We start from the raw sequence: 21,516 nt of genomic DNA, 5'->3' as shown, positions 1-21,516 counted from the left end.
AAAGGAACCGTCATGAGTGAAGTGTCCGCCGGCCGTCTCGAGATCGCGCGTCTGTCCACCGCCGACGCCGACTTCGAGACTCGCCTCGATGCCCTGCTGGCCTGGGAAGGCGTGTCCGACGGCGAGGTCCAGCGCCGCGTCGCCGACATCCTCGAGGCCGTGAAGACCCGTGGCGATGCCGCCGTGGTCGAGACCAGCAACCGCTTCGATCGCCTCTCGGCGTCGAGCATGGCCGACCTGACCCTGGGGCCGGATCGCCTGCGCCAGGCCTTCGAGGGCCTGCCCGAGGCGCAGCGCCAGGCGCTGGCCACCGCCGCCGATCGCGTGCGTCGCTACCACGAGCACCAGAAGCCGGAATCCTGGTCCTACACCGAGGAAGACGGCACGCTGCTCGGCCAGCAGGTCACGCCGCTGGATCGCGCCGGCATCTACGTGCCCGGCGGCAAGGCGGCATATCCCTCCTCGGTGCTGATGAACGCGCTGCCGGCTCACGTGGCCGGCGTCGGCGAGATCGTCATGGTGGTGCCGACCCCGGACGGCGTGCTCAACGAGCTGGTGCTGGCCGCCGCCCACCTGGCGGGCGTCGATCATGTCTTCACCATCGGCGGCGCCCAGGCCGTGGCCGCGCTGGCCTATGGCACAGAGACGGTGCCGCGGGTGGACAAGATCGTCGGCCCCGGCAACATCTACGTGGCCACCGCCAAGCGGGCCGTGTTCGGGCAGGTCGGCATCGACATGATCGCCGGCCCGTCGGAGATCCTGGCGGTCTCCGATGGCGGCACCGACGCCGACTGGCTGGCCATGGACCTGTTCTCCCAGGCCGAGCACGACGAGGATGCCCAGTCGATCCTGGTGAGCTGGGATGCCGGCCATCTGGACGCGGTCGGCGACGCCATGGCGCGCCTGCTGCCGACCATGGAGCGCGAGGCGATCATTCGCACCTCGCTTTCCGAGCGCGGCGCGCTGATCCAGTGCCGCGATCGCGACGAGGCGGTGGCGCTGATCAACCGCATCGCGCCGGAACACCTGGAGCTGTCGGTCGAGGCCCCGGAGGACTGGCTGCCCGAGGTGCGCCACGCCGGCGCCATCTTCATGGGCCGCCACACCGCCGAGGCCCTGGGCGACTACTGCGCGGGGCCGAACCACGTGCTGCCGACTTCCGGCACGGCGCGCTTCTCCTCGCCGCTGGGCGTCTACGACTTCCAGAAGCGTTCCTCGCTGATCGGCTGCTCCGCCGAGGGTGCCTCGACGCTGGGCCGCACGGCCTCTGTGCTGGCTCGCGGTGAGTCGCTGACCGCTCACGCCCGCAGCGCCGAGTATCGCATCCGCGACTGAGGCCCCTTCGGGCCTTGCCAGGCGCCACAACGAACGCGGCCCCGTCGATGACGGGGCCGCGTTCGTTGTGGGCAGCGGGATGAATCAGGGCGCCTCGCTGTCCTCGACGGACAGCGGGCGTGATGGCGTGGGGCGCTCGGCGACCCGCAGCGTGATCTCGAGGCTCTCGCCGCCGCGCACCACGGTGACCGGCAGTTCGGTGTCGGGTTCGATGTCGGCGATGTCGCTCATGGTCTGGCGGGGATCGAGGATCGGGCGATCGTTCACCTCGAGCAGCACGTCGCCGGGCTGCAGGCCGGCCGCGTCCGCCGGTCCATCGGGCACCACGCCGGCGATGATCACCCCGGTGGGGGCCGCGAGGCCGAAGGAGGCGGCGAGCTCGGGGTTGAGTTCCTGGGCCTCGATGCCCAGCCAGCCGCGTATCACTCGCCCCTGGGTGACGATCTGCTCGAGGATGCTGCGCGCCAGATTGGCGGGAATGGCGAAGCCGATGCCCTGAGAGCCGCCGGAGCGCGAGAAGATGGCGGTGTTGATGCCCACCAGCGCCCCCTCCGGGTTGATCAGGGCGCCGCCGGAGTTGCCCGGGTTGATGGCGGCATCGGTCTGGATGAAGTCCTCGTAGGCGTTGAGCCCCAGGTGGCTGCGGCCGGTGGCGCTGATGATGCCCATGGTCACGGTCTGACCGACGCCGAAGGGGTTGCCGATGGCCAGCGAGACATCGCCGATTGCCGCCTGGTCGGAGTCGGAGAGCTCGATGACCGGAAGGTCGTCGAGGTCGATGCGCAGCACCGCCAGGTCGCTTTCGGGATCGGTGCCGATGACCTCGGCGAGGGTCTCTCGGCCGTCGCGCAGGGCCACCTGGATCTGGTCGGCGCCGCGAATGACGTGATGGTTGGTCAGCACGTAGCCGTCGTCGCTGACGATCACGCCCGAGCCCAGACTCGACAGCATGCGCTGGCGGCGCGGGGCGTCGTCGCCGAAGAATTGGCGGAAGAAGGGGTCGGACATCAGCGGATGGCTGTCGCGCTTCACCACGCGCGAGGAGTAGACGTTGACCACCGCCGGTGCGGCCTGCTCCACGGCGCTGGAGTAACTCGCCGGCCCTTCGCCGCGGGTCATCGGCGGGGCTTCGCGCAGGCTGGGTGCCGGCCGCTCGACGTCCTCGGCGGTCGGGGTCACCTCGGGCACCGACGGCACCTGCACCGTGGGCGTATCGGTGACGGGTGGCGTGGCCTGGCGCCCCACCAGTGGCGGGAAGGCATTGAGCAGCACGATGGCCAGCAGCAGGCCGATCAGGATGGGCCACAGGTAGGGGAGGGCGCGTCGCATGCGGCGGGCTTCCTTCTGGTGCGTGGTCGCGGGGCGGCGGGGCGGTTTAGAATGCGTGGATTGTAACATTGCACGAATGAACCGTCCGGAGGCTTCATGACGACATCCGCGGAACTGGTGGCGGCCTGCGATCGGCTGCTGTCACCGGCGCGCTTCAAGGACTACACCCTCAACGGCCTGCAGGTCGAAGGCCGTGAGCGAGTTGCCCGGGTGATGAGCGGCGTGACCGCCTGCCAGGCGCTGCTCGATGAGGCAGTGGCCTGGGAGGCCGACCTGCTGCTGGTCCATCACGGCTATTTCTGGAAGAACGAGCCGGTGGCCGTCACCGGCATGAAACGCCGTCGGCTGGCGACCCTGCTGGGCCATGAGGTCGGCCTGCTGGCCTATCATCTGCCGCTGGATGCCCATGCCGAGCTCGGCAACAACGCCCGGCTGGGCGAGCGGCTCGGCTTCACGGCGGAGGGCTGTGCCGACGGCGAGCTCGGCGAGGGTCTGATCTGGCTGGGGCGGCCTTCCGCACCGCTGAGCGCGGCGGCGCTGGCCGAGCATGTCGGCGAGCGGCTGGGGCGCGAGCCGCTGCTGGTCGAGGCGCCGGGCGCCGGAGAGATCCGGCGCGTGGCCTGGTGCACCGGCGGCGCCCAGGACATGATCGCCGAGGCCGCGGCGGCCGGTGCCGATGCCTTCATTTCCGGCGAAATCTCGGAGCGCACCACGCATCTGGCGCGGGAGCTGGGGATCCACTACCTGGCGGCGGGGCATCACGCCACCGAGCGTTACGGCGTCCAGGCGCTGGGCGAGCGTCTCGCCGCGGAGTTCGGCATCGAGCATCGCTTCGTGGATATCGATAACCCGGCCTAGTGATTCGGGGCGCGCCCCGGAAACGAAGACGCCGCCCGCTGCCATGGGCAGCGGGCGGCGTCTCGAGGCCCCGAGGGCGATGTCTCAGTAGCGCGGCGGCTGGGGGGCGTCGCCGTCGGCCTGCTTGAGGCCGAAGTCCTCGGAGAGGGTGCCGCGGTTGCCGTCGGCGTAGTCGCGGGGCGCGGCCACGTCGTCGCTGGTGGTGGCGGCTTCCTCGGGCTCGGGCATGGTGGCGGTGGCCGCCGCCAGGTCGGGGCGGTGCGGCGCCTCGACGGCCAGGCGGCTCGTGGCCTCGCCGACTTCCTTGTTCAGTGCGGCGGCGAGGCTGCCGAGGCGCTCGAAGTGCTCGCCGACGCCGTCGCGCAGTTCGGCCAGCTGGCGGTCGCGTTCGGCGAGGCGCTGGCGCAGCATCTGTGCGTTACGGGCCCCGGCGTTCATCAGGTGATAGCCCAGCACCCCGAGGCCGATGCCGGCCAGCAGGCAGGCGGCGCCCAGCATCCAGTTGATATTGCTTAGTTCCACATCATTCTCCTGAGCGGTCGATCGGCTCGGCATCGGCGGCCGGCTTCCAGCGCCGGGCGGCCCCGGCGGCCCATTATAGGGCCGAGGCGGTCGCCGGGGTCAACGGCCGGTCGGCGATGCCAAGCGCCGGCCGGGCGCGTATAATCCCTCCCTTTCACCGGATGCCGAGGACCGTCGCCCCCATGTCCATGAGCGAGAGTCACAGGATGCCGACTGCCGCCGAGCCGAATACCCCGATGGGGCGCTATCGCGCCGATCTCCAGCGCGCCGACTTCGCGCACGACCCTGCCCAGGAGCAGGCCGTGGCGCATCTGCAGCGCCTGTTCGACGAGCTGCTGGCCAGGCCGCGCGACAGCGCCCGGCCCACGCCGGCCGGCAAGGGGCTCAAGTCGCGCATGGCCGGACTGTTCGGCAAGCGCAGCGAGCCCGAGGCGCCGGTGCTTCCCGAGGTGACGGGGCTCTATTTCTGGGGCGGCGTGGGTCGCGGCAAGACCTACCTGGTGGATACCTTCTTCGAGGCGCTGCCGTTTCCCGAGAAGATGCGCACCCACTTCCACCGCTTCATGCAGCGCGTGCACAACGAGCTCGAGCACTACAAGGGCGAGAAGAATCCGCTGACCCTGGTGGCCGACAAGTTCGCCGCCGAGGCGCGGGTGATCTGCTTCGACGAGTTCTTCGTCAAGGACATCACCGACGCGATGATCCTGGCCAATCTGCTCGAGGCGCTGTTCGCCCGCGACGTGGTGCTGGTGGCGACCTCCAATATCGTGCCGGCCGATCTCTACCGGGACGGTCTGCAGCGGGCGCGCTTCCTGCCGGCCATCGATCTGCTGGAGCGCCACTGCGAGGTGGTCAACGTCGACTCCGGCATCGACTATCGGCTGCGCGCCCTGGAGCGCGCCGAGATCTTCCATTCGCCCCTGGACGAGGCCGCCGAGGCCGAACTGGCGCGCAGCTTCCGCGAGATCGCCGGGCACGAGGGCGAGAGCGGGGCGCCGATCGAGATCAATCATCGCGTGCTCTACAGCCGTCGGCTCCACGATGACGTGGTCTGGTTCGCGTTCGACGAGCTCTGCGACGGCCCGCGCAGCCAGAACGACTACATCGAGCTGGCGCGTGAGTATCACAGCGTGCTGGTCTCCGGCGTGCCGTGCATGGATGGCGCCAGCGACGACCAGGCGCGGCGCTTCATCAACATGGTCGACGAGTTCTACGACCGCGGCGTCAAGCTGCTGATGTCCGCCGAGGCGCCGGCGGAGCGGCTCTACCGCGACGGCAAGCTGGAGTTCGAGTTCGAGCGTACCCTGTCACGGCTGCAGGAGATGCAGTCGAGGGAGTATCTGGCCCTGCCGCACAAGCCCTAGCCGGTACACGAAAGTCGCTGCGCTCGGCTAGACGGCGTTAAACATCAGCTCGTGCGCGAGCCCGGTCCGCCTTCTCGCCGATTCTTGCCTTGCGACCCACATGGATGTGGGAAGTGCGTTGGCCCGTAGGGAACGGGCCTAGGACTAGCCTTCGCTCGCTGACTGTTCGACTTTTCAGATGTTGGCTCGAGCGTTTTCGAGCAAGGGATTCCTGCCTTGGGGCGGAAAGCATTGTCCTGACGGAGTAGGGCGTGTAGAATTCGCGCGCTTGACCGTTGTCGTCCCCGGGCGGCAACCAAGAAAAATAGGGATGGTCCGAACCGCCGAGGCGGGCAGGACCCAATACATCGATTTGGTGATTCACCCATGAAGACGTTCACTGCCAAGCCGCAGTCCGTCCAGCGCGACTGGTACGTCGTCGACGCTGCGGACAAGACTCTGGGCCGTCTGGCCACCGAGATCGCTCGCCGCCTGCGTGGCAAGCACAAGCCGGAATACACCCCGCACGTTGACACCGGCGACTACATCGTCGTGATCAACGCCGAGAAGGTGCATGTCACCGGCAACAAGGCGAGCGCCAAGAACTACTATCGTCACACCGGTTATCCGGGTGGCCTGCGCTCCATGAACTTCGAGAAGATGATCGCTCACGCACCGGAGCGCGTCATCGAGTCCGCGGTCAAGGGCATGCTCCCGAAGGGCCCGCTGGGTCGTGCCATGTACTCCAAGCTCAAGGTCTACGCCGGCACCGAGCATCCGCACGCCGCGCAGCAGCCGCAAGAACTGAACATCTGAGGGAGCTTTCGCCATGACACAGCAGTATTACGGTACCGGTCGCCGCAAGACCTCTACCGCCCGCGTCTTCCTGAAGCCGGGCACTGGCAAGATCACCGTCAACAACCGTGAGCTGGACGAGTTCTTCGGCCGCGTCACCGGTCGCATGGTCGTCCGTCAGCCGCTCGAGCTGACCGAGACCCTCGGCCAGTTCGACGTCTACGTGACCGTCAAGGGTGGCGGCGGCAGCGCCCAGGCCGGCGCCATCCGTCACGGTGTTACCCGCGCCCTGATGCAGTACAACGAAGACTTCCGCAAGCCGCTGCGCGAAGCCGGCTACGTCACTCGTGACGCCCGTGAGGTCGAGCGTAAGAAGATCGGTCTGCGCAAGGCCCGTCGTCGTCCGCAGTTCTCCAAGCGTTAAGCTGCGACGAGCCTCGTCAAAAGCGCCCGGGTCCTCAGGACCCGGGCGCTTTTTTTTGTGCGAGGTCAAGAGACCGGCGCCTTGGTGTCGGGCTCTCGGCGCGGCGTGTTGTGCAGGCTGTCCCCATTACCTACCATGGAATGCATTCCTCAACCTCGTGGTCGCGGCTCTGGTGGCTCGCGCAGGAAGGGCGGGCAAACGCTGATGGGAGAATACCAACAATGACAGACAGCGGCGTGAACAAGGGGCGACGCCGTTTCCTCGTGGGCGCCACCTCCGTCGTCGGTGCGGCGGGGGCGGTCGGGGTAGCGGTTCCCTTCTTGTCTTCCTGGCAGCCGAGCGCTCGGGCGCGTGCCGCCGGTGCGCCGGTCAAGGCGGACATCTCCAAGCTCGAGCCCGGTCAGCGCATGACCGTCGAGTGGCGTGGGCGCCCGGTGTGGGTGCTCTATCGGACGCCCGAAATGATCGAGCGCACCGAGGCCCTCGGCGGTGAGCTGCTGGCCGATCCCGGCTCCGAGGAGCCTCAGCAGCCCGGCTATGCCGGCGGTCCACTGCGGGCCATTCGCCCGGAGATCGGGGTGCTGATCGGCATCTGCACGCATCTGGGGTGTTCGCCGCTGTTCAAGCCGGATCCCGGGGCCGACGACGTCGGCGTCGCCGACTGGCCGGGCGGTTTCTTCTGCCCGTGTCACGGTTCGCGCTTCGATCTGGCGGGACGCGTATTTGCCAACGTGCCGGCGCCGCTGAATCTGGAGGTGCCCCCCTATCGCTTCGAGAGTGACGACGTCATCGTCGTCGGTGAGGATGAGGAGACGGCCTGATGGCGAATCCCGATAAGCCCAAGGCGGAACGCGGCGTCATGCGCTGGGTCGATGATCGCTTCCCGGCCACGCAGATGTGGCAGGAGCATCTGTCGAAGTACTACGCGCCGAAGAACTTCAACTTCTGGTATTTCTTCGGCTCGCTGGCACTGCTGGTGCTGGTCAACCAGATTCTCACCGGCATCTGGCTGACCATGAGCTTCAATCCGTCCGCCGAGGGCGCCTTCGCCTCGGTCGAATACATCATGCGCGACGTGGAGTGGGGCTGGCTGATCCGCTACATGCACTCCACCGGCGCCTCGGCGTTCTTCGTCGTGGTCTACCTGCACATGTTCCGCGGCCTGCTCTACGGCTCCTACAAGGCCCCTCGGGAGCTGGTGTGGATCTTCGGCATGGCGATCTACCTGGCGCTGATGGCCGAGGCCTTCATGGGCTACCTGCTGCCCTGGGGCCAGATGTCCTACTGGGGCGCTCAGGTGATCATCTCGCTGTTCTCCGCCATTCCCGGCATCGGTCCGGATCTGGCCCAGTGGGTGCGCGGCGACTATCTGATTTCCGGCATCACCCTGAACCGCTTCTTCGCCCTGCACGTGGTGGCGCTGCCGATCGTGATCCTGGCGCTGGTGGTGCTGCACATCATCGCCCTGCACGAGGTCGGCTCGAACAATCCCGACGGCATCGACATCAAGGCCAGGAAGGACGAGAGCGGCAAGCCGCTGGACGGCATTCCGTTCCATCCCTACTACACGGTCAAGGACATCGTCGGCGTGGCCGTCTTCCTGTTCGTGTTCTGCGCGGTGATCTTCTATTTTCCGGAAGGCGGCGGGTACTTCCTCGAGAAGCCCAACTTCGAGCCGGCGAATCCGCTCAAGACGCCGGATCACATCGCTCCGGTATGGTACTTCACGCCCTTCTACGCGATTCTGCGCGCCATCAACTTCTCGCTGTTCGGCCTCGATGCCAAGTTCCTCGGCGTGGTGTGCATGGGGGCGGCCATCGCGGTGCTGTTCGTGCTGCCCTGGCTGGATCGCAGTCCGGTGCGCTCCATTCGCTACAAGGGCTGGATCTCGAAGCTGATGCTGACGCTGTTCGCGCTGAGCTTCATCGTGCTCGGGGTGCTCGGCGTGCTGCCGCCGACCGCCGCGCGCACGGTGCTGGCGCAGCTGTGTACCGTGCTCTACTTCGCCTTCTTCCTGCTGATGCCGTTCTACAGTCGCTGGGAGAAGACCAAACCCGTTCCGGAAAGGGTGACTGGCTGATGAAAAAGGGACTGCTGGCTCTGATCCTGGCCCTGCTTCCGACGCTCGGGTTCGCCGCCGGGGGCGGAGCGCACCTGCAGGAGATGACGCCTGATCTTCATGATCGGGCGTCGCTGCAGCGTGGCATGAAGCTCTTCGTCAACTACTGCATGGGCTGTCATTCCCTGCAGTACCAGCGCTTCTCGCGGGCGGCGGAGGATCTGGGCATGCCTCAGGATCTGGTCGAGGACCATCTGATCTTCGCCGAGCCGCTGGGCTTCAACGACCAGATGCGCAATGCCATGTCGGCCGAGGACGGCGAAGGCTGGTTCGGCGCGGCGCCGCCGGACCTGACCCTGGAGGCGCGGCTGCGCGGTACCGACTGGATCTACTCCTATCTCCTCGGTTTCTATCGCGATCCGTCGCGGCCCACCGGCGTCAACAATCAGGTCTTCCCGCTGGTGGCGATGCCCAACGTGCTCGAGCCGCTGCAGGGCGTGCAGGAGAAGGTCTGTGCCGCCAGCGAGCACCCCGTCGAGGGGGCCGAGCTCGATCCGCTCACCGGCAAGTACCAGTCCTGCGAGGTGCTGCAGGTGACGAGTCCCGGTGCCATGGAGCCGGACGAGTTCGAGGGTGCGGTCTACGATCTGACCAACTTCCTGGCCTATGCCGGCGAGCCGTCCCGGCTCAAGGCCGAGGCCCTGGCGCCCAAGGTGCTGATCTTCATCTTCGTCTTCGGCGTCATCGCCTACCTGCTCAAGCGCGAGTACTGGCGCGACATTCACTGATCACGTCCGGCCCCGCGGGCGCATGGCATCGGCCATGCGCCCGCGCCGTGTGCCGTGGCGATAGCGGGGCGCCAGACGACGCCCCGTGAGGCGGCACGTCGTGTTATCATGCCGCCACGAACTGATGCGAGGATGGTTTCATGGGTGTAGTGGCCAAGCGGTCATCGATGATCTTCTATTCCGGGGGCGATGATCATTACAGTCATCGGGTGCGTATCGTGCTCGCCGAGAAGGGCGTGGCAGTGGATATCGTCGAGGTCACCGAGGAGAGCCACCCCGAGGAGCTCGCCGACCTCAACCCCTACAACAGCGTGCCCACACTGCTCGACCGCGACCTGGTGCTCTATGAGTCCAAGGTGATGATGGAGTACCTCGACGAGCGGTTCCCGCATCCGCCGCTGCTGCCGGTGTATCCGGTGGCCCGGGCGCAGAGCCGGCTGTGGATGCACCGCATCGAGCGCGAATGGTGCCCGAAGGTCGAGCAGATCCAGAACGGCACCAAGAAGGAGGCCGAGAAGGCTCGCAAGGAGTTGCGCGAGAGCCTGGTCGGCATCTCGCCGATCTTCGAGGACATGCCGTTCTTCATGAGCGAGGAGTTCACTCTGGTGGACTGCTGCCTGGCACCGATCCTGTGGCGTCTGCCGGCGCTCGGCATCGAGATGCCGGAGAAGCAGATCAAGCCGCTGATGGGGTACATGGAGCGCGTCTTCGAACGCGATGGCTTCCGGGCCTCGCTGAGTGAAGCCGAGCGCGAGATGCGCCCCTGAATGTTCTTTCACGCCCCGGCAGCGCGCCGGGGCCGCTTTCCTGGAGGGCCAACCGATGCAATCGAGTCGTCCCTATATCGCACGGGCCCTGTACGAGTGGCTGCTGGACAACGAGCTGACGCCCTACATCGTGGTCGATGCCGAGCAGGCGGGCGTCGAGGTGCCGCGTCAGTTCGTGCAGAACGGCCAGATCGTGCTCAATCTCGGCGTCAGCGCGATTCGCGATCTGTCGATGACCAACGAGGCCATCGCCTTCTCGGCGCGCTTCGGTGGTCAGCCGACCCAGATCATGGTGCCGACCGAGGCGCTGATCGCGATCTATGCCCGTGAGAACGGTGTCGGCATGGTGTTCGGTCATGAGCCGGTGATGCCGGCCGAGGACGCCAATGACGTGGCGGACGAGGTCTCGGAAGACGAGGCGCCGGGTCTGTCCAGCGTCGAGAGCGTCGAGCGTGATGACGGCGAAGCCAATGCCGGCGGCGAGCCGGACGAGGCGCCGAAGAAGGGGCGTCCCTCGCTGCGCGTGGTCAAGTAGCGCGTCCCTTCCGCCGGCATGCGCGGAGCATTGACAGAAAAACGGCAGGCCCGAGGGCCTGCCGTTTTTCGTTCCTTGCCGCCTAATGGTGGGGCGCGAGGGTGTCAGTCGAGGTAGTCGAACACCTTGACGATGCGTTGCATGCCGCCGACGTTGCGGACCGCGGCGACGACGCGTTCGGCTTCCTGGCGGCGCACGATGCCCATCAGGAAGACGCTGTCGTTCTCGGTCACGATGCGCAGCTTGCTGGAGTCGATGGCCTCGTTGGCGGCCAGGGCGGTGCGGATGCGGGTCGTGAGCCAGGTGTCGGCGAGCCGCTGGCTGGCCGGCAGGTTGGCGGCCACGCTCAACTGGTTGTGAACGCGGCGAACGTTGCGGACCTCGCCGGCGATGCGTTCGGCCATGTTCTTGAGTTCCTGGCTCGGCACCTGACCGGTGAGCAGCACCACCCCGTTGTAGCTGTCGATGTTGATGCGCGCGTCGCCGAGGCGGGCGTCGGTACTGGCGAGGTTATGGGCGACCTTGGTCTCGATGCTGTCGTCCTCGACCTTGGTGCCGACGGTGCGCTCGCTGTAGTTCTCGTTGATGGGGCCGGAGCTGGTGGCCGCCGTCATGGTGGTGCAGCCGGACAGGGCCAGCAGCAGGACCAGGGGCAGACCCAGGAGGCGTGACTTGTCGATCATGGGTATCACTCGCTTGCGCCGAAGAGTTGCTCGTCGATGAGGTCGCACAGGCAGTGGATCACCAGCAGGTGGACTTCCTGGATGCGGGCGGTCGAGGTGGCGGGCACGCGGATCTCGCAGTCGTCCTGGCCGAGCAGGGAGGCCATGTTGCCGCCGTCGCGGCCGGTCAGGGCGACCACGGTCATCTCGCGGTCGTGGGCGGCCTGGATGGCCTGCACCACGTTGCCGGAATTGCCGCTGGTGGAGATCGCCAGCAGTACGTCGCCGGGCTGGCCCAGGGCGCGAATCTGCTTGGAGTACACCTCGTTGTAGCTGTAGTCGTTGGCGATCGAGGTCAGCGTCGAGGTATCGGTGGTCAGCGCCAGGGCGGGCAGGCTGGGGCGCTCGCGCTCGAAGCGGTTGAGCAGCTCGGAGGAGAAGTGCTGGCTGTCGCCGGCGCTGCCGCCGTTGCCGCAGGCCAGGATCTTTCCTTCGTTGACCAGGGCCTGAACCATCATCTGGCTGGCGACCTCGATGAAGGGCGGCAGCACCTCGCTGGCGTAGGTCTTGGTGTCGATGCTGGCGTTGAAGTGTCCGAGAATGCGGTTCTGGAAATCCATCGTGGCTTCCTGGTCCTTGGGCGATCAGAACGCTTCGAAGGCGCCGGGGACCCAGATGAATTCGAGGTCCGGAGGCGTGCCGGTGACGGCCAGCACATCGAAGCGGCAGGCACATGATAGCCGGTTGCGTTGCAGATAAAAACGCGCCGCCTGGATCAGGCGGCGCTGCTTGGTGACGGTGACGGTCTCGAGCGGGTGGCCGTGACGGGCGTTCTTGCGGTGGCGGACCTCGACGAACACCAGGGTCTCCCCTTCGCGCATCACCAGGTCGAGCTCGCCGCCCCTGGCGTGCTGGTTGGCGGCCTCGAGCGTGAGCCCGCGGGCCGCCAGCCAGTCCGCAGCGAGGCGCTCGATGCGAGCGCCACGGGCGCGGGCGTCAGCGGGACGCGTCATCGGCGAAGCGGTTCATGTCGAGCGCCGGCTGGGGCACGCCGTCCTCGAAGCGGGCCCAGGGCAGCCGGCGATGGAAGCGGCCGTCCTGGTCGGCGCTCAGGGTGCCGGTGGCGCCGAACATCTCGCTGCCGGGAATGGCCTGGAATTGCGGCAGGCGACGGGCCAGCTCGTAGGCGTCCACGCCCATGGCCATCAGGCGGAACATGTTGGGGTCGGACTCCTCCCGCAGCTGGCGATAGCTGTCGAGGAAGGGCAGGGCCTCTTCGCCGCCCACGGCGGCATCCGGAATCTGCCAGGGGATGTCGAGGAACATCACGCCGTTCAGGTCCTTGTCGAGGCGCGGCTGCGGGCGGCCCTCATAGAGATGCGAGGTGGCGTAGACCGACAGTTCCTGCTTGTAGGCGTAGTAGTCGATGGTCGGGGGGACCTGGCGGGCATAGTCGGGCAGGGCCAGCAGGAACAGCATGTCCGGCCGGCTGGAGCCCAGCGCGCGGCGGGTGCTTTCGGTGGCCGGCCGGCCGGGGTTGTAGCGCACGGCGTTGGCGATCTGGCCATCACGCTCGCGCCAGGCGTCGGCGAAGGCCTCGCCGACCCGGCGACCCCAGGCGTTGTCCGGCACCAGCAGCGAGGCGCTGCGGTGGTCGTCCTGGCGGCCGCGGGCGGCCACCGAGCGCGCCTCGTCCTCGGCGGAGAGGCCGTACTGGAAGAGTCCCTTGGCGCTGCTGTGCTCGTCTTCGCCGTAGTTGAGCGCCAGTGTCGGCATCGGCACCCGGTCGCGGCGTTCCAGGGCGGTGACCGCATCCTTGTTCAGCGGGCCGATCACGACCTGGGCGCCACGCTGTTGAGCTTCCTGGTAGAGGGCGTCGAAGTTGCCGCCGGAGGAATCCAGGAAGGTCAGCTGGGTGCCGCGGCTTCCACCGTTCACCTCGTTCATGTGATGGGCGCGCAGGCCCTCCTCGAGGGCGTCGGCGACACTGGCCAGGGGGCCGGACTCGGGCAGGAAGACGGCGATGTGGCTCACGTCCTGTCCGCGCAGGTCGCGCAGTGCCAGGATGTCGGCGGGCAGCTGGCGGGCCGCCGGGTGGTCGGGGTTGCGGTCGCGCCAGTCGTCGAGGCGGGCGAACAGGCGTTCGATGTCGCCGCCGCTGGCGCGGACCAGCTCGGCGAGATCGAGCCACGCCTGAGTCGGTTCGCTGGCGCCGTCACGCAGCTCGTCGATGGCGCCCGGCGCCAGTCGCGAGAGCTGTTCCCAGATCGGGTCGTTGAGGTCGAGCCGGTCGGTGTCGGCCTGCAGGCGCAGCAGTGCCTGGGTGGCGGCGCGCGTTTCGCCGATCTGGCCGAGGGCGCGGGCCTGGCGCTCGCGCAGCAGCGCGGCCTGGTCGCCGGACAGCTGCAGCTCGTCGAGCCGCTGGGCGGCCTGGATCACCGCCGAGGTGTCACCCTCGGTCTCGCCGAGGTCGGACAGCAGCATCGCCCAGCGGCCGCGATCCTCGGCGGAGAGCCGGCTATCGTCGATGCCCTTGGCAATGTCCAGCGCCTGGGGGCGGCTGCCCTGCCGTGCTAGGATGTCGGCCGCCTGAAGCCGCGATTGCGCGGCCTGCTCGGGTGCCTGCTGCTCGGCCTGGGCCAGCAGCTGGTCCGGATCGCCGACGGGTTGTCGTTCGGTGATGCCAGGCTGGAAGGCACAGCCGGCCAGCCACATTGCCACGAAGGCGGCGGCCAGCGGGCCGCGAGACGAAATCTTCATGAATCCTTCCTTGTCCTCACGTGCGGAGAGCTTCCCGGGAGCCGAAATGACAGACGCCATAATAGGGGTATTGTACGTGGTCGCCACGCCGATTGGGAATCTGGACGACCTTGCCCCCCGTGCCGCACGGCTGCTGGGCGAGGTTGACCTGGTGGCCGCCGAGGATACACGACACACCTCGCGCCTGCTGCGCCACCTGGGCGTGGCGCCGCCGCTGCTGTCGCTGCACGAGCACAACGAGGCGGCGCGGGTCGAGCAGATCGATGCCCGGCTGGCCGCCGGGGAGTCCGTGGCGCTGGTCAGCGATGCCGGCACGCCCCTGATCAGCGATCCCGGCTTCGTGCTGGTGCGCGAGCTGCGCGCCCGCGGGCGTCGCATCGTGCCGGTGCCCGGCGCGTGCGCCCTGGTGGCGGCGCTCTCGGCGGCGGGCCTGCCCACCGATCGCTTCCTGTTTCAGGGCTTCCTGCCGGCCAAGGGTGGCACCCGGCGCGGTCGCCTCGAGGCACTGGCCGAGCGCGAGGAGACGCTGGTCTTCTACGAGTCGCCGCATCGCATCCGCGATACCCTGGCCGATCTCGGTACGGTGCTCGGCGCACGTCAGGTGGTGCTCGCCCGGGAGCTGACCAAGACCTTCGAGACCTTTCTCGAGGGCAGCCCCGGGGCGCTGCTGGCGAGGATGGCGGATGACCCCGACCAGGCCCGCGGCGAGTTCGTGGTGATGGTGGCCGGCGCCGCGCCGAAGTCGGTCGACGAGGCCGCCAGTGTCGATGCCGATGCGCTGATTTCCGCCATGCTCGCCGAGGGCGTGGGGGTCAAGCAGGCCGCGGCGGTGACCGCTCGTACCCTGGGCGGTGCCAAGAAACAGTGGTACGCCCGGGCCCAGGCGCTCAAGGACGGTGATTGAGGCGGCGCCCGGGCGCTGGTATCCTTGCCGCGGGAGTTGGCCAGACAGCCGCCGCCGGAGCGATCCGGGGGAGGAAAGTCCGGGCTCCACAGGGCAGAGTGCCAGGTAACGCCTGGGCGGCGCGAGCCGACGGAAAGTGCAGCAGAGAGCAGACCGCCTACGTCTCCTTCGGGAGGCCGGTAAGGGTGAAAGGGTGCGGTAAGAGCGCACCGCGCGCCTGGTAACAGTGCGTGGCACGGTAAACCCCACTCGGAGCAAGACCAAATAGGAACCCGTTGGCGTGGCCCGCGTTGGGTTCGGGTAGGTTGCTTGAGGGCGACGGTGACGTCGCCCCTAGAGGAATGGCTGTCCCCGACAGAACCCGGCTTATCGGCCGACTCCCCACGATTTTCCCTGCGCCGCCGTTCGGCGGCGCCCCGCCACTTGCAAGACCAGCCGCCAAGAGAAGTGCATGACGTCATCCGCCCCCGAACACGCCCCCCGCGGCTTTCGCCATGCCAGCGTGCTGCTCGACGGGGCCGTCGACGCCCTGATTCATGATCCGGCGGGCCATTATCTGGACGGCACCTTCGGCCGCGGCGGCCATTCCCGGGCGATCCTCGAGCGGCTCGCCCCCGAGGGGCGGCTGCTGGCCATCGATCGCGATCCCCAGGCCATCACCGAGGCGGCGAGCATCGACGACGAGCGCTTCGCCATCGATCAGGGCGAGTTTGCCCGCCTGGGCGAGTTCGCCGAGGCGCGCGGCCTGCATGGCCGGCTGTCCGGCGTGCTGCTCGATGTCGGCGTCTCCTCGCCCCAGCTCGACGATCCGGAGCGCGGCTTCAGTTTCCTGCGTGACGGCCCGCTCGACATGCGCATGGACCCGACCCATGGCGAGAGTGCCTCGGACTGGCTAGCCCATGCCGCCGAGGGCGAGATCGCCCGGGTGTTCAAGACCTACGGCGAGGAACGCTTCGCCCGTCGGCTGGCCAAGGCGATCGTGGCCCGCCGCGTCGAGACACCCTTCACCCGCACCGGTGACCTGGCCGAGGTGATCAAGACCGCCCATCCCGCCTGGGAGAAGGGCAAGCATCCGGCCACCCGCGCCTTCCAGGCGCTGCGCATCCAGGTCAACGGCGAGCTCGACCAGCTCGATGCCGCGCTCGAGGCCGCCCTCGAGGCGCTGGCGCCCGGCGGCCATCTGGTGGTGATCAGCTTCCACTCGCTGGAGGATCGCCGGGTCAAGCGCTTCATCCGTGATCACGTGCGCGGCGACACCCATCTGCCCAAGGGCATCCCGCTGCGCGACGATCAGATCCAGCGTCGTCTGGAGTCCGTCGGCAAGGCGCGCCGTCCGGGGCCGGAGGAGGTCGAGGCCAATCCCCGTGCCCGCAGCGCGGTGATGCGCGTGGCGCGCAAGCGATACTGAGGCACGGCATGGCTCAAGGACGCGACGCCACCCCCTCCTTCGCCTGGCCGCTGCGCCTGCGCCCGACCCTTGGGCTGGCGCTCAATGCCGTGCTGCTGGTCGCCTGCCTGGGTGCGGCCCTGGCGGTGATCGCCACCAGTCACCACACGCGCGGCCAGTATGCCGAGCTACAGCAGCTCGAGCGCGAGCACCAGCAGCTGCAGACCGAGTGGAGCCAGCTGCTGCTAGAGGAGAGCGCCTGGTCCTCGCCGTCGCGCATCGAACGGCTGGCCAGCGACCGGCTCGAGATGCGCCTGCCCGATATCGATGAAGTCGAGGTCATCCGACCATGAGCGCCACGCCACGTCGCGGCAAGGTGCGTCACGCCCCGTCGCCCATGGGCCAGGCCCGCTATCGGGTGATGCTGGGCCTGGTGCTGATCGGCCTGGCGCTGCTCGCCGGGCGCATCGTCGACCTGCATGTCTTCGACCGCACCTTCCTGCAGGGCCAGGGCGATGCCCGCACCCTGCGCGTCGATCCCATTCCCGCTCACCGCGGCATGATCACCGACCGCCACGGCGAGCCGCTGGCGATCTCCACGCCGGTGGTGACGCTGTGGGCCAACCCCCAGGATCTGCCCGAAGACCGTATCCAGCGGCTGCGCCTGGCCCAGGCCCTGGGGCAGGATCCAGACGCCTTGAATGCGCGCATCGAGCGCTATGCCGATCGTGAGTTCATGTACCTGCGCCGTCGCATGACGCCGGTGGATGCTCAGGAAGTGCTCGACCTGCGTGTCCCCGGGGTGCACAAGCGGGCCGAATACAAGCGCTACTATCCGGCCGGGGAAGTGATCGCCCAGCTGATCGGGGTGACCAACATCGACGATCACGGGCAGGAGGGGCTGGAACTCGCCTATCAGTCCTATCTGTCCGGAGAGCCGGGGCGTCGTCGTGTGCTCAAGGATCGGCGCGGGCGCCTGGTGCGCGACCTCGAGGTGCTCAAGGAAGCCGAGCCCGGCGGCGACCTGACGCTCGCCATCGACCAGCGCCTGCAGTACATGGCCTATCGCGAGCTCAAGTCGGCGGTGGACGAGAACGACGCCGACGGCGGCGTGCTGGTGATGCTCGACGCCGAGACCGGTGAGGTGCTGGCCATGGCCAACCAGCCGTCCTACAACCCCAACAATCGTGCCGGCCTCGACCCCAGCGGGTTGCGCAACCGCGCCATCGTCGACGTCTTCGAGCCCGGCTCGGTGATGAAGCCGCTGGCCATGTCGGCGCTGCTCGAGACCGGCCGGTTCCCGCCCGATACCGTGATCGACACCTCCCCGGGCTGGATGGTCATCGACGGCTACACCATCAAGGACGTCGCCAACTACGGCGAGCTGACCCTGTCCGGCATCCTCGAGAAGTCCTCGAACATCGGCATGTCCAAGCTGGCCCTGCAGCTCGACGATCCGGTGGTGCCCGAGCGCTATCGGGCGCTGGGCTTCGATCAGGTGCCGGGTACCGGCTTCCCGGGCGAGGCGGGGGGCAGCGTGCCGGCGCCCCAGGTCTGGTCCAGCAGCCAGTGGGCGGCGCTGTCCTACGGCTACGGCCTGTCGGTGTCGGCGCTGCAGCTGGCCAGTGCCTTCACCGCCATCGCCAACCACGGCGAGCGGCTGCCGCCGTCGCTGCTGCGTCTCAACCGGCCGCCGGTCGGCGAGCCGGTGATCGAGCCCGATGTCGCCGACCGCGTGCTGGGCATGATGGATCGGGTGGTGGAGCCGGGTACCGGCGCGCGGCGTGCCCTGGTGCCCGGCTACAGCGTGGCCGGCAAGACCGGCACGGTGCGCAAGAGCGGCGGCGGCGGCTACGAGAAGAACGCCTATCGCTCGCTGTTCGTGGGCATCGCGCCGGTCTCCGATCCGCGCCTGATCACCGTGGTGATGATCGACCAGCCCCGGGGCGATGCCTTCTACGGCGGCGCCGTGGCGGCGCCGGTGTTCTCCAGGGTGGCCGGCAATGCCCTGCGTATCCTGGACGTGCCGCCGGATCAGCTGGACGAGGACCCATGAGCGCCATCGACGCCCTGCAGCCCGTTGCGGGCGCGGTCGGCCGCTTCCCGCTTTATCGCCACAACGTCTACCGCCCGACCGTTGATAGAAAGGAGAGCCCATGGACGTGACCGCCGAGCGCCTGATCGAGGCGCTGACCGCGCACTGGCCCGGCCGGCGCGAAGCCCTGGCCGAGCTCGCGCTGCCCGCACGGCCGCGGCTGATCCTGGACAGCCGGGAGCTCGCCGCCGGCGATGTCTTTTTCGCCGTGCCCGGGGTCTCGGGCGACGGCCGCGACTACATCGCCGCCGTCCTCGAGGCCGGCGCCGCCCTGGTGCTGGCCCATGATGACGAGGCGGCGACGCTGCCGGATGACCCGCGGGTGGTGGCGCTGCCGCACCTGCGCCCCCGGCTCGGCGAGCTGGGGCGCGACCTGTTCGGCGTGCCCGAGGCCCTCGAGCTGATCGGCGTCACCGGCACCAACGGCAAGAGCTCGGTGACCCACTATATCGCCGCCCTGAGCGAACGCCTCGGCCGGTCGGCCGGCATGGTCGGTACCCTGGGGCACGGGCGCCCCGACGCGCTCGTCGAGGGGCGTCTGACCACGCCCGGGCCGCTGGCGCTGCAGGCCGCCCTCGGCGAACTCGCCGGCGAGGGCCTCGAGCGGGTCGCCATGGAGGCCTCCTCCCATGCGCTGGAGCAGGGGAGGCTCGATGCCTGTCGCTTCCGCGCCGCGGTGTTCACCAACCTAAGCCGCGACCATCTCGACTATCACGGCAGCATGGCCGCCTATGCCGCGGCCAAGGCGCGGCTGTTCCGTCGCAGCGAGCTCGAACTGGCGGTGGTCAACGCCGACGATCCGCTGGCCCGGCTGATGCTGGCCGGGCTGGGCGAGGGCGTGCGCGTGCTCGCGGTGGGCGAGGACGAGGCCGTGACCCTGCGCGTGGTGGACTGGGTCCCCCACGACGAGGGCCAGCGCGCGCTGATCGCCACCCCCGACGGCGAACGCGTGCTGACGCTGCCGCTGATGGGCCGCTTCAACCTGACCAACGTGCTGCTGGCCATCGCCACGCTGCACGGCCTGGGCGAGGAGATCGATGCGCTGTTCGAGGCCGCCGCCGATCTCGCGCCGGTGCCGGGCCGCATGCAGGCGCTGGTCGGTGAGGGGGCGCCCACGGTGGTGATCGACTATGCCCACACCCCGGACGCCCTGGAGAACGCGCTTCAGGCGCTGCGTGCGCACCTGCCCGACAGTGGCCGGCTGTGGTGCCTGTTCGGCTGCGGCGGCGACCGCGATGTGGGCAAGCGCCCGCTGATGGCCGCCGCCGCCGAGCGCCACGCCGACCGGCTGGTGATCACCGACGACAACCCGCGCTCCGAGGCGCCGACGGCGATCCGTGAGGCGATGCGGCAGGGGCTGTCCGAGGCCGGCCGTGAGAGCGCCGAGGTCGTCGACGGCCGCGCCCGGGCGATCCGCGACGTCATCCGCGAGGCCGCCGCCGAGGACGTGATCCTGATCGCCGGCAAGGGCCACGAGGCCTACCAGGAAATCGACGGCGTGCGCCATGCCTTCTCGGACCTCGCCGAGGCCGAAGCGGGGCTGGCCGCCCGCCGGGAGGGCGAGGCATGAGCGGCGTCGGTCTCGACACCCTGGCCGAGGTCGCGACGGCGCTCGGCCTCGCCGCGCATGACGCCGGCGTGGACGCCGAGCGGTCGGTGGGCGAGATCGTCACCGATACCCGCCGCCTGGGCCCGGGGGCACTGTTCGTGGCGCTGACCGGCGAGCGCTTCGACGGTCACGACTTCATCGGCCAGGCCCGCGAGGCGGGGGCGGTGGCCGCGGTGGTCGAGCGTCGCGTCGATGACCCGCTGCCGCAGCTGGTGGTGGCCGATGCCCGCCTGGCGCTGGGCCTGCTGGGTCGCGCCCGGCGCCGCGCCTGGGGCGGCCCGCTGGTCGCGGTGACCGGCAACAGCGGCAAGACCACGGTCAAGCAGATGCTGGGCGCGCTGCTGGCCCGTCGCGGCGAGACCCTGGCCACCCGGGGCAACCTCAACAACGACATCGGCGCGCCGCTGACCCTGCTCGAGCTGTGCGCCGAGCACCGTCAGGCGGTGGTCGAGCTGGGGGCCAACCATCTGGGCGAGATCGCCTGGACGGCGAGCCTGGCCGAGCCACGGGTGGCGGTGATCACCAACGTCACCGGCGCCCATGTGGGCGAGTTCGGCGGGCCGGGACGGATCGCCCAGGCCAAGGCCGAGATCCTGATGTCGCTGCCCGGCGACGGGGTGGCGGTGCTCAACCGCGACGACCGCTACTTCGCCAGCTGGGCGAGCCTCGCGGCCCCGCGGGAAGTGCTGGATTTCGCCGTGGAAGGGCCGGCGCGTCTGCGCGCCGAGACACTGGTTTGCGATCCGCTCGGACGCTATGCTTTCACGCTGTTTCACGACGATCACGAACTGGGGCGCGTCCAGCTCGCCCTGCTCGGTCGCCACAACGTGGCCAACGCCCTGGCGGCGGCCGGTGCGGCGCTGGCCATGGGCCTCGCCCCGGACGACGTGCTGGCCGGACTCGAGACGGTCGCACCGATGCCGGGGCGGCTCAGCGTGGCGGAAGGCGTCAACGGCGCGCGGCTGCTCGACGATACCTACAACGCCAACCCCGGCGCGGTGAAGGCGGCCCTCGATCTGCTGGCCAGCCTGCCGGGGCCGCGCTGGTGCCTGCTGGGCGCCATGGGCGAGCTGGGCGAGGCGTCGGCGTCGCTGCACGAAGCCGTGGGTCGCCACGCGCGCGAGCTCGGCATCGACTTTCTCGGCACCCTCGGCGAGGCGGCGCGGCCGGCCAGCCGCGCCTTCGGCGACGCGGGGTGTCATTTCGACGATCGGGAGGCGCTGACGCGCCACGTCCTCCATCATCTGCCGCCAGGGGCCAGTGTACTGGTCAAGGGCTCGCGCAGTGCCGGCATGGAAGCCGTGGTGTCGGCGCTGTGTCCGGATGCATCAAGGTAAGGCATTA

At 68.9% G+C, this 21,516-nt stretch carries 22 protein-coding genes and 1 other RNA gene; 17 read left to right on the top strand and 6 right to left on the bottom strand.

What is annotated here, in order from left to right; all coding sequences use genetic code 11:
• Nucleotides 1-12 precede the first annotated feature (12 nt).
• Nucleotides 13-1,335, top strand: coding sequence for a histidinol dehydrogenase (gene hisD, locus ACGTNF_RS06010; RefSeq protein ID WP_394600914.1), 1,323 nt, complete (start codon nucleotides 13-15; stop codon nucleotides 1,333-1,335).
• 84 nt (nucleotides 1,336-1,419) lie between these two features.
• Here the strand turns inward: hisD and ACGTNF_RS06005 are convergent, their stop codons facing one another.
• Nucleotides 1,420-2,664, bottom strand: a complete 1,245-nt coding sequence (locus ACGTNF_RS06005) for a Do family serine endopeptidase (RefSeq protein ID WP_394600913.1) — start codon at nucleotides 2,662-2,664, stop codon at nucleotides 1,420-1,422.
• 96 nt (nucleotides 2,665-2,760) lie between these two features.
• On the opposite strand from ACGTNF_RS06005, the gene ACGTNF_RS06000 reads away from it, so the two are divergent.
• Complete coding sequence (locus ACGTNF_RS06000) at nucleotides 2,761-3,522, top strand: Nif3-like dinuclear metal center hexameric protein (protein WP_394600912.1); 762 nt, start codon at nucleotides 2,761-2,763, stop codon at nucleotides 3,520-3,522.
• Nucleotides 3,523-3,606: 84 nt separating this feature from the next.
• Here the strand turns inward: ACGTNF_RS06000 and ACGTNF_RS05995 are convergent, their stop codons facing one another.
• A complete protein-coding gene (locus ACGTNF_RS05995) occupies nucleotides 3,607-4,044 on the bottom strand; it encodes a Z-ring associated ZapG family protein (RefSeq protein WP_394600911.1) in 438 nt (145 codons plus the stop codon).
• A gap of 206 nt (nucleotides 4,045-4,250) precedes the next feature.
• Here ACGTNF_RS05995 and zapE point away from each other — a divergent pair, with 206 nt between their 5' ends.
• The 8 genes from zapE (at nucleotide 4,251) to ACGTNF_RS05955 (ending at nucleotide 10,755) form a co-directional block, all read left to right on the top strand.
• Complete coding sequence (zapE, locus tag ACGTNF_RS05990) at nucleotides 4,251-5,408, top strand: cell division protein ZapE (protein WP_394600910.1); 1,158 nt, start codon at nucleotides 4,251-4,253, stop codon at nucleotides 5,406-5,408.
• A 366-nt stretch (nucleotides 5,409-5,774) separates the two neighbouring features.
• Entirely contained in the window at nucleotides 5,775-6,203 is a 429-nt protein-coding gene (gene rplM / locus ACGTNF_RS05985) for a 50S ribosomal protein L13 (RefSeq protein ID WP_016854409.1), read from the top strand.
• Nucleotides 6,204-6,216: 13 nt separating this feature from the next.
• Nucleotides 6,217-6,606, top strand: a complete 390-nt coding sequence (gene rpsI / locus ACGTNF_RS05980) for a 30S ribosomal protein S9 (protein ID WP_016854408.1) — start codon at nucleotides 6,217-6,219, stop codon at nucleotides 6,604-6,606.
• Between the two features lie 221 nt (nucleotides 6,607-6,827).
• Nucleotides 6,828-7,427, top strand: coding sequence for a ubiquinol-cytochrome c reductase iron-sulfur subunit (gene petA, locus ACGTNF_RS05975; RefSeq protein WP_016854407.1), 600 nt, complete (start codon nucleotides 6,828-6,830; stop codon nucleotides 7,425-7,427).
• Nucleotides 7,427-8,686 carry a cytochrome b gene (locus ACGTNF_RS05970; protein WP_152479385.1) on the top strand — a complete coding sequence of 420 codons (1,260 nt, stop codon included), beginning with the start codon at nucleotides 7,427-7,429 and terminating at the stop codon, nucleotides 8,684-8,686. Before petA ends, ACGTNF_RS05970 begins: the two co-directional genes overlap by 1 nt.
• Complete coding sequence (locus tag ACGTNF_RS05965) at nucleotides 8,686-9,453, top strand: cytochrome c1 (RefSeq protein WP_016854405.1); 768 nt, start codon at nucleotides 8,686-8,688, stop codon at nucleotides 9,451-9,453. Before ACGTNF_RS05970 ends, ACGTNF_RS05965 begins: the two co-directional genes overlap by 1 nt.
• A 140-nt stretch (nucleotides 9,454-9,593) precedes the next feature.
• Nucleotides 9,594-10,220, top strand: coding sequence for a stringent starvation protein SspA (gene sspA / locus ACGTNF_RS05960; RefSeq protein ID WP_394600909.1), 627 nt, complete (start codon nucleotides 9,594-9,596; stop codon nucleotides 10,218-10,220).
• Between the two features lie 55 nt (nucleotides 10,221-10,275).
• Entirely contained in the window at nucleotides 10,276-10,755 is a 480-nt protein-coding gene (locus ACGTNF_RS05955; RefSeq protein ID WP_394600908.1) for a ClpXP protease specificity-enhancing factor, read from the top strand.
• A gap of 104 nt (nucleotides 10,756-10,859) precedes the next feature.
• Here ACGTNF_RS05955 and ACGTNF_RS05950 read toward each other — a convergent pair whose 3' ends face one another.
• The 4 genes from ACGTNF_RS05950 to ACGTNF_RS05935 are packed head-to-tail and all read right to left on the bottom strand — an operon-like array spanning nucleotide 10,860 to nucleotide 14,177.
• A complete protein-coding gene (locus ACGTNF_RS05950; protein ID WP_394600907.1) occupies nucleotides 10,860-11,438 on the bottom strand; it encodes a BON domain-containing protein in 579 nt (192 codons plus the stop codon).
• Nucleotides 11,439-11,443: 5 nt separating this feature from the next.
• The gene (locus tag ACGTNF_RS05945) at nucleotides 11,444-12,037 is read right to left on the bottom strand and encodes a phosphoheptose isomerase (RefSeq protein ID WP_016854401.1); all 594 of its coding nucleotides are present in this window, start codon (nucleotides 12,035-12,037) and stop codon (nucleotides 11,444-11,446) included.
• Between the two features lie 24 nt (nucleotides 12,038-12,061).
• Nucleotides 12,062-12,430: a YraN family protein gene (locus ACGTNF_RS05940; RefSeq protein ID WP_394600906.1), complete on the bottom strand. Its 369-nt coding sequence runs from the start codon at nucleotides 12,428-12,430 to the stop codon at nucleotides 12,062-12,064.
• The gene (locus ACGTNF_RS05935; RefSeq protein WP_394600905.1) at nucleotides 12,414-14,177 is read right to left on the bottom strand and encodes a penicillin-binding protein activator; all 1,764 of its coding nucleotides are present in this window, start codon (nucleotides 14,175-14,177) and stop codon (nucleotides 12,414-12,416) included. Before ACGTNF_RS05935 ends, ACGTNF_RS05940 begins: the two co-directional genes overlap by 17 nt.
• Nucleotides 14,178-14,223: 46 nt before the next feature.
• On the opposite strand from ACGTNF_RS05935, the gene rsmI reads away from it, so the two are divergent.
• The 7 genes from rsmI (at nucleotide 14,224) to ACGTNF_RS05900 (ending at nucleotide 21,509) form a co-directional block, all read left to right on the top strand.
• Entirely contained in the window at nucleotides 14,224-15,081 is an 858-nt protein-coding gene (rsmI, locus tag ACGTNF_RS05930) for a 16S rRNA (cytidine(1402)-2'-O)-methyltransferase (protein ID WP_394600904.1), read from the top strand.
• Nucleotides 15,082-15,113: 32 nt separating this feature from the next.
• An RNA gene (gene rnpB, locus ACGTNF_RS05925) (RNase P RNA component class A) lies at nucleotides 15,114-15,466 on the top strand.
• 66 nt (nucleotides 15,467-15,532) lie between these two features.
• The gene (gene rsmH, locus ACGTNF_RS05920; protein WP_394600903.1) at nucleotides 15,533-16,489 is read left to right on the top strand and encodes a 16S rRNA (cytosine(1402)-N(4))-methyltransferase RsmH; all 957 of its coding nucleotides are present in this window, start codon (nucleotides 15,533-15,535) and stop codon (nucleotides 16,487-16,489) included.
• A gap of 8 nt (nucleotides 16,490-16,497) precedes the next feature.
• Nucleotides 16,498-16,821, top strand: coding sequence for a cell division protein FtsL (gene ftsL / locus ACGTNF_RS05915; RefSeq protein WP_016854396.1), 324 nt, complete (start codon nucleotides 16,498-16,500; stop codon nucleotides 16,819-16,821).
• A complete protein-coding gene (locus ACGTNF_RS05910; RefSeq protein ID WP_394600902.1) occupies nucleotides 16,818-18,524 on the top strand; it encodes a peptidoglycan D,D-transpeptidase FtsI family protein in 1,707 nt (568 codons plus the stop codon). Before ftsL ends, ACGTNF_RS05910 begins: the two co-directional genes overlap by 4 nt.
• Nucleotides 18,525-18,624: 100 nt before the next feature.
• A complete protein-coding gene (locus ACGTNF_RS05905) occupies nucleotides 18,625-20,133 on the top strand; it encodes a UDP-N-acetylmuramoyl-L-alanyl-D-glutamate--2,6-diaminopimelate ligase (protein ID WP_394600901.1) in 1,509 nt (502 codons plus the stop codon).
• The gene (locus ACGTNF_RS05900; RefSeq protein WP_394600900.1) at nucleotides 20,130-21,509 is read left to right on the top strand and encodes a UDP-N-acetylmuramoyl-tripeptide--D-alanyl-D-alanine ligase; all 1,380 of its coding nucleotides are present in this window, start codon (nucleotides 20,130-20,132) and stop codon (nucleotides 21,507-21,509) included. The genes ACGTNF_RS05905 and ACGTNF_RS05900 overlap by 4 nt, the downstream gene beginning before the upstream one ends.
• Nucleotides 21,510-21,516 lie beyond the last annotated feature (7 nt).

Origin of the sequence: Halomonas sp. B23F22_10, from assembly GCF_043496975.1 — a bacterium.
Classification (GTDB): domain Bacteria; phylum Pseudomonadota; class Gammaproteobacteria; order Pseudomonadales; family Halomonadaceae; genus Halomonas; species Halomonas smyrnensis.
Note: the sequence above shows the minus strand (reverse complement) of the source record. Positions and strands in the feature narration are given on the sequence as shown.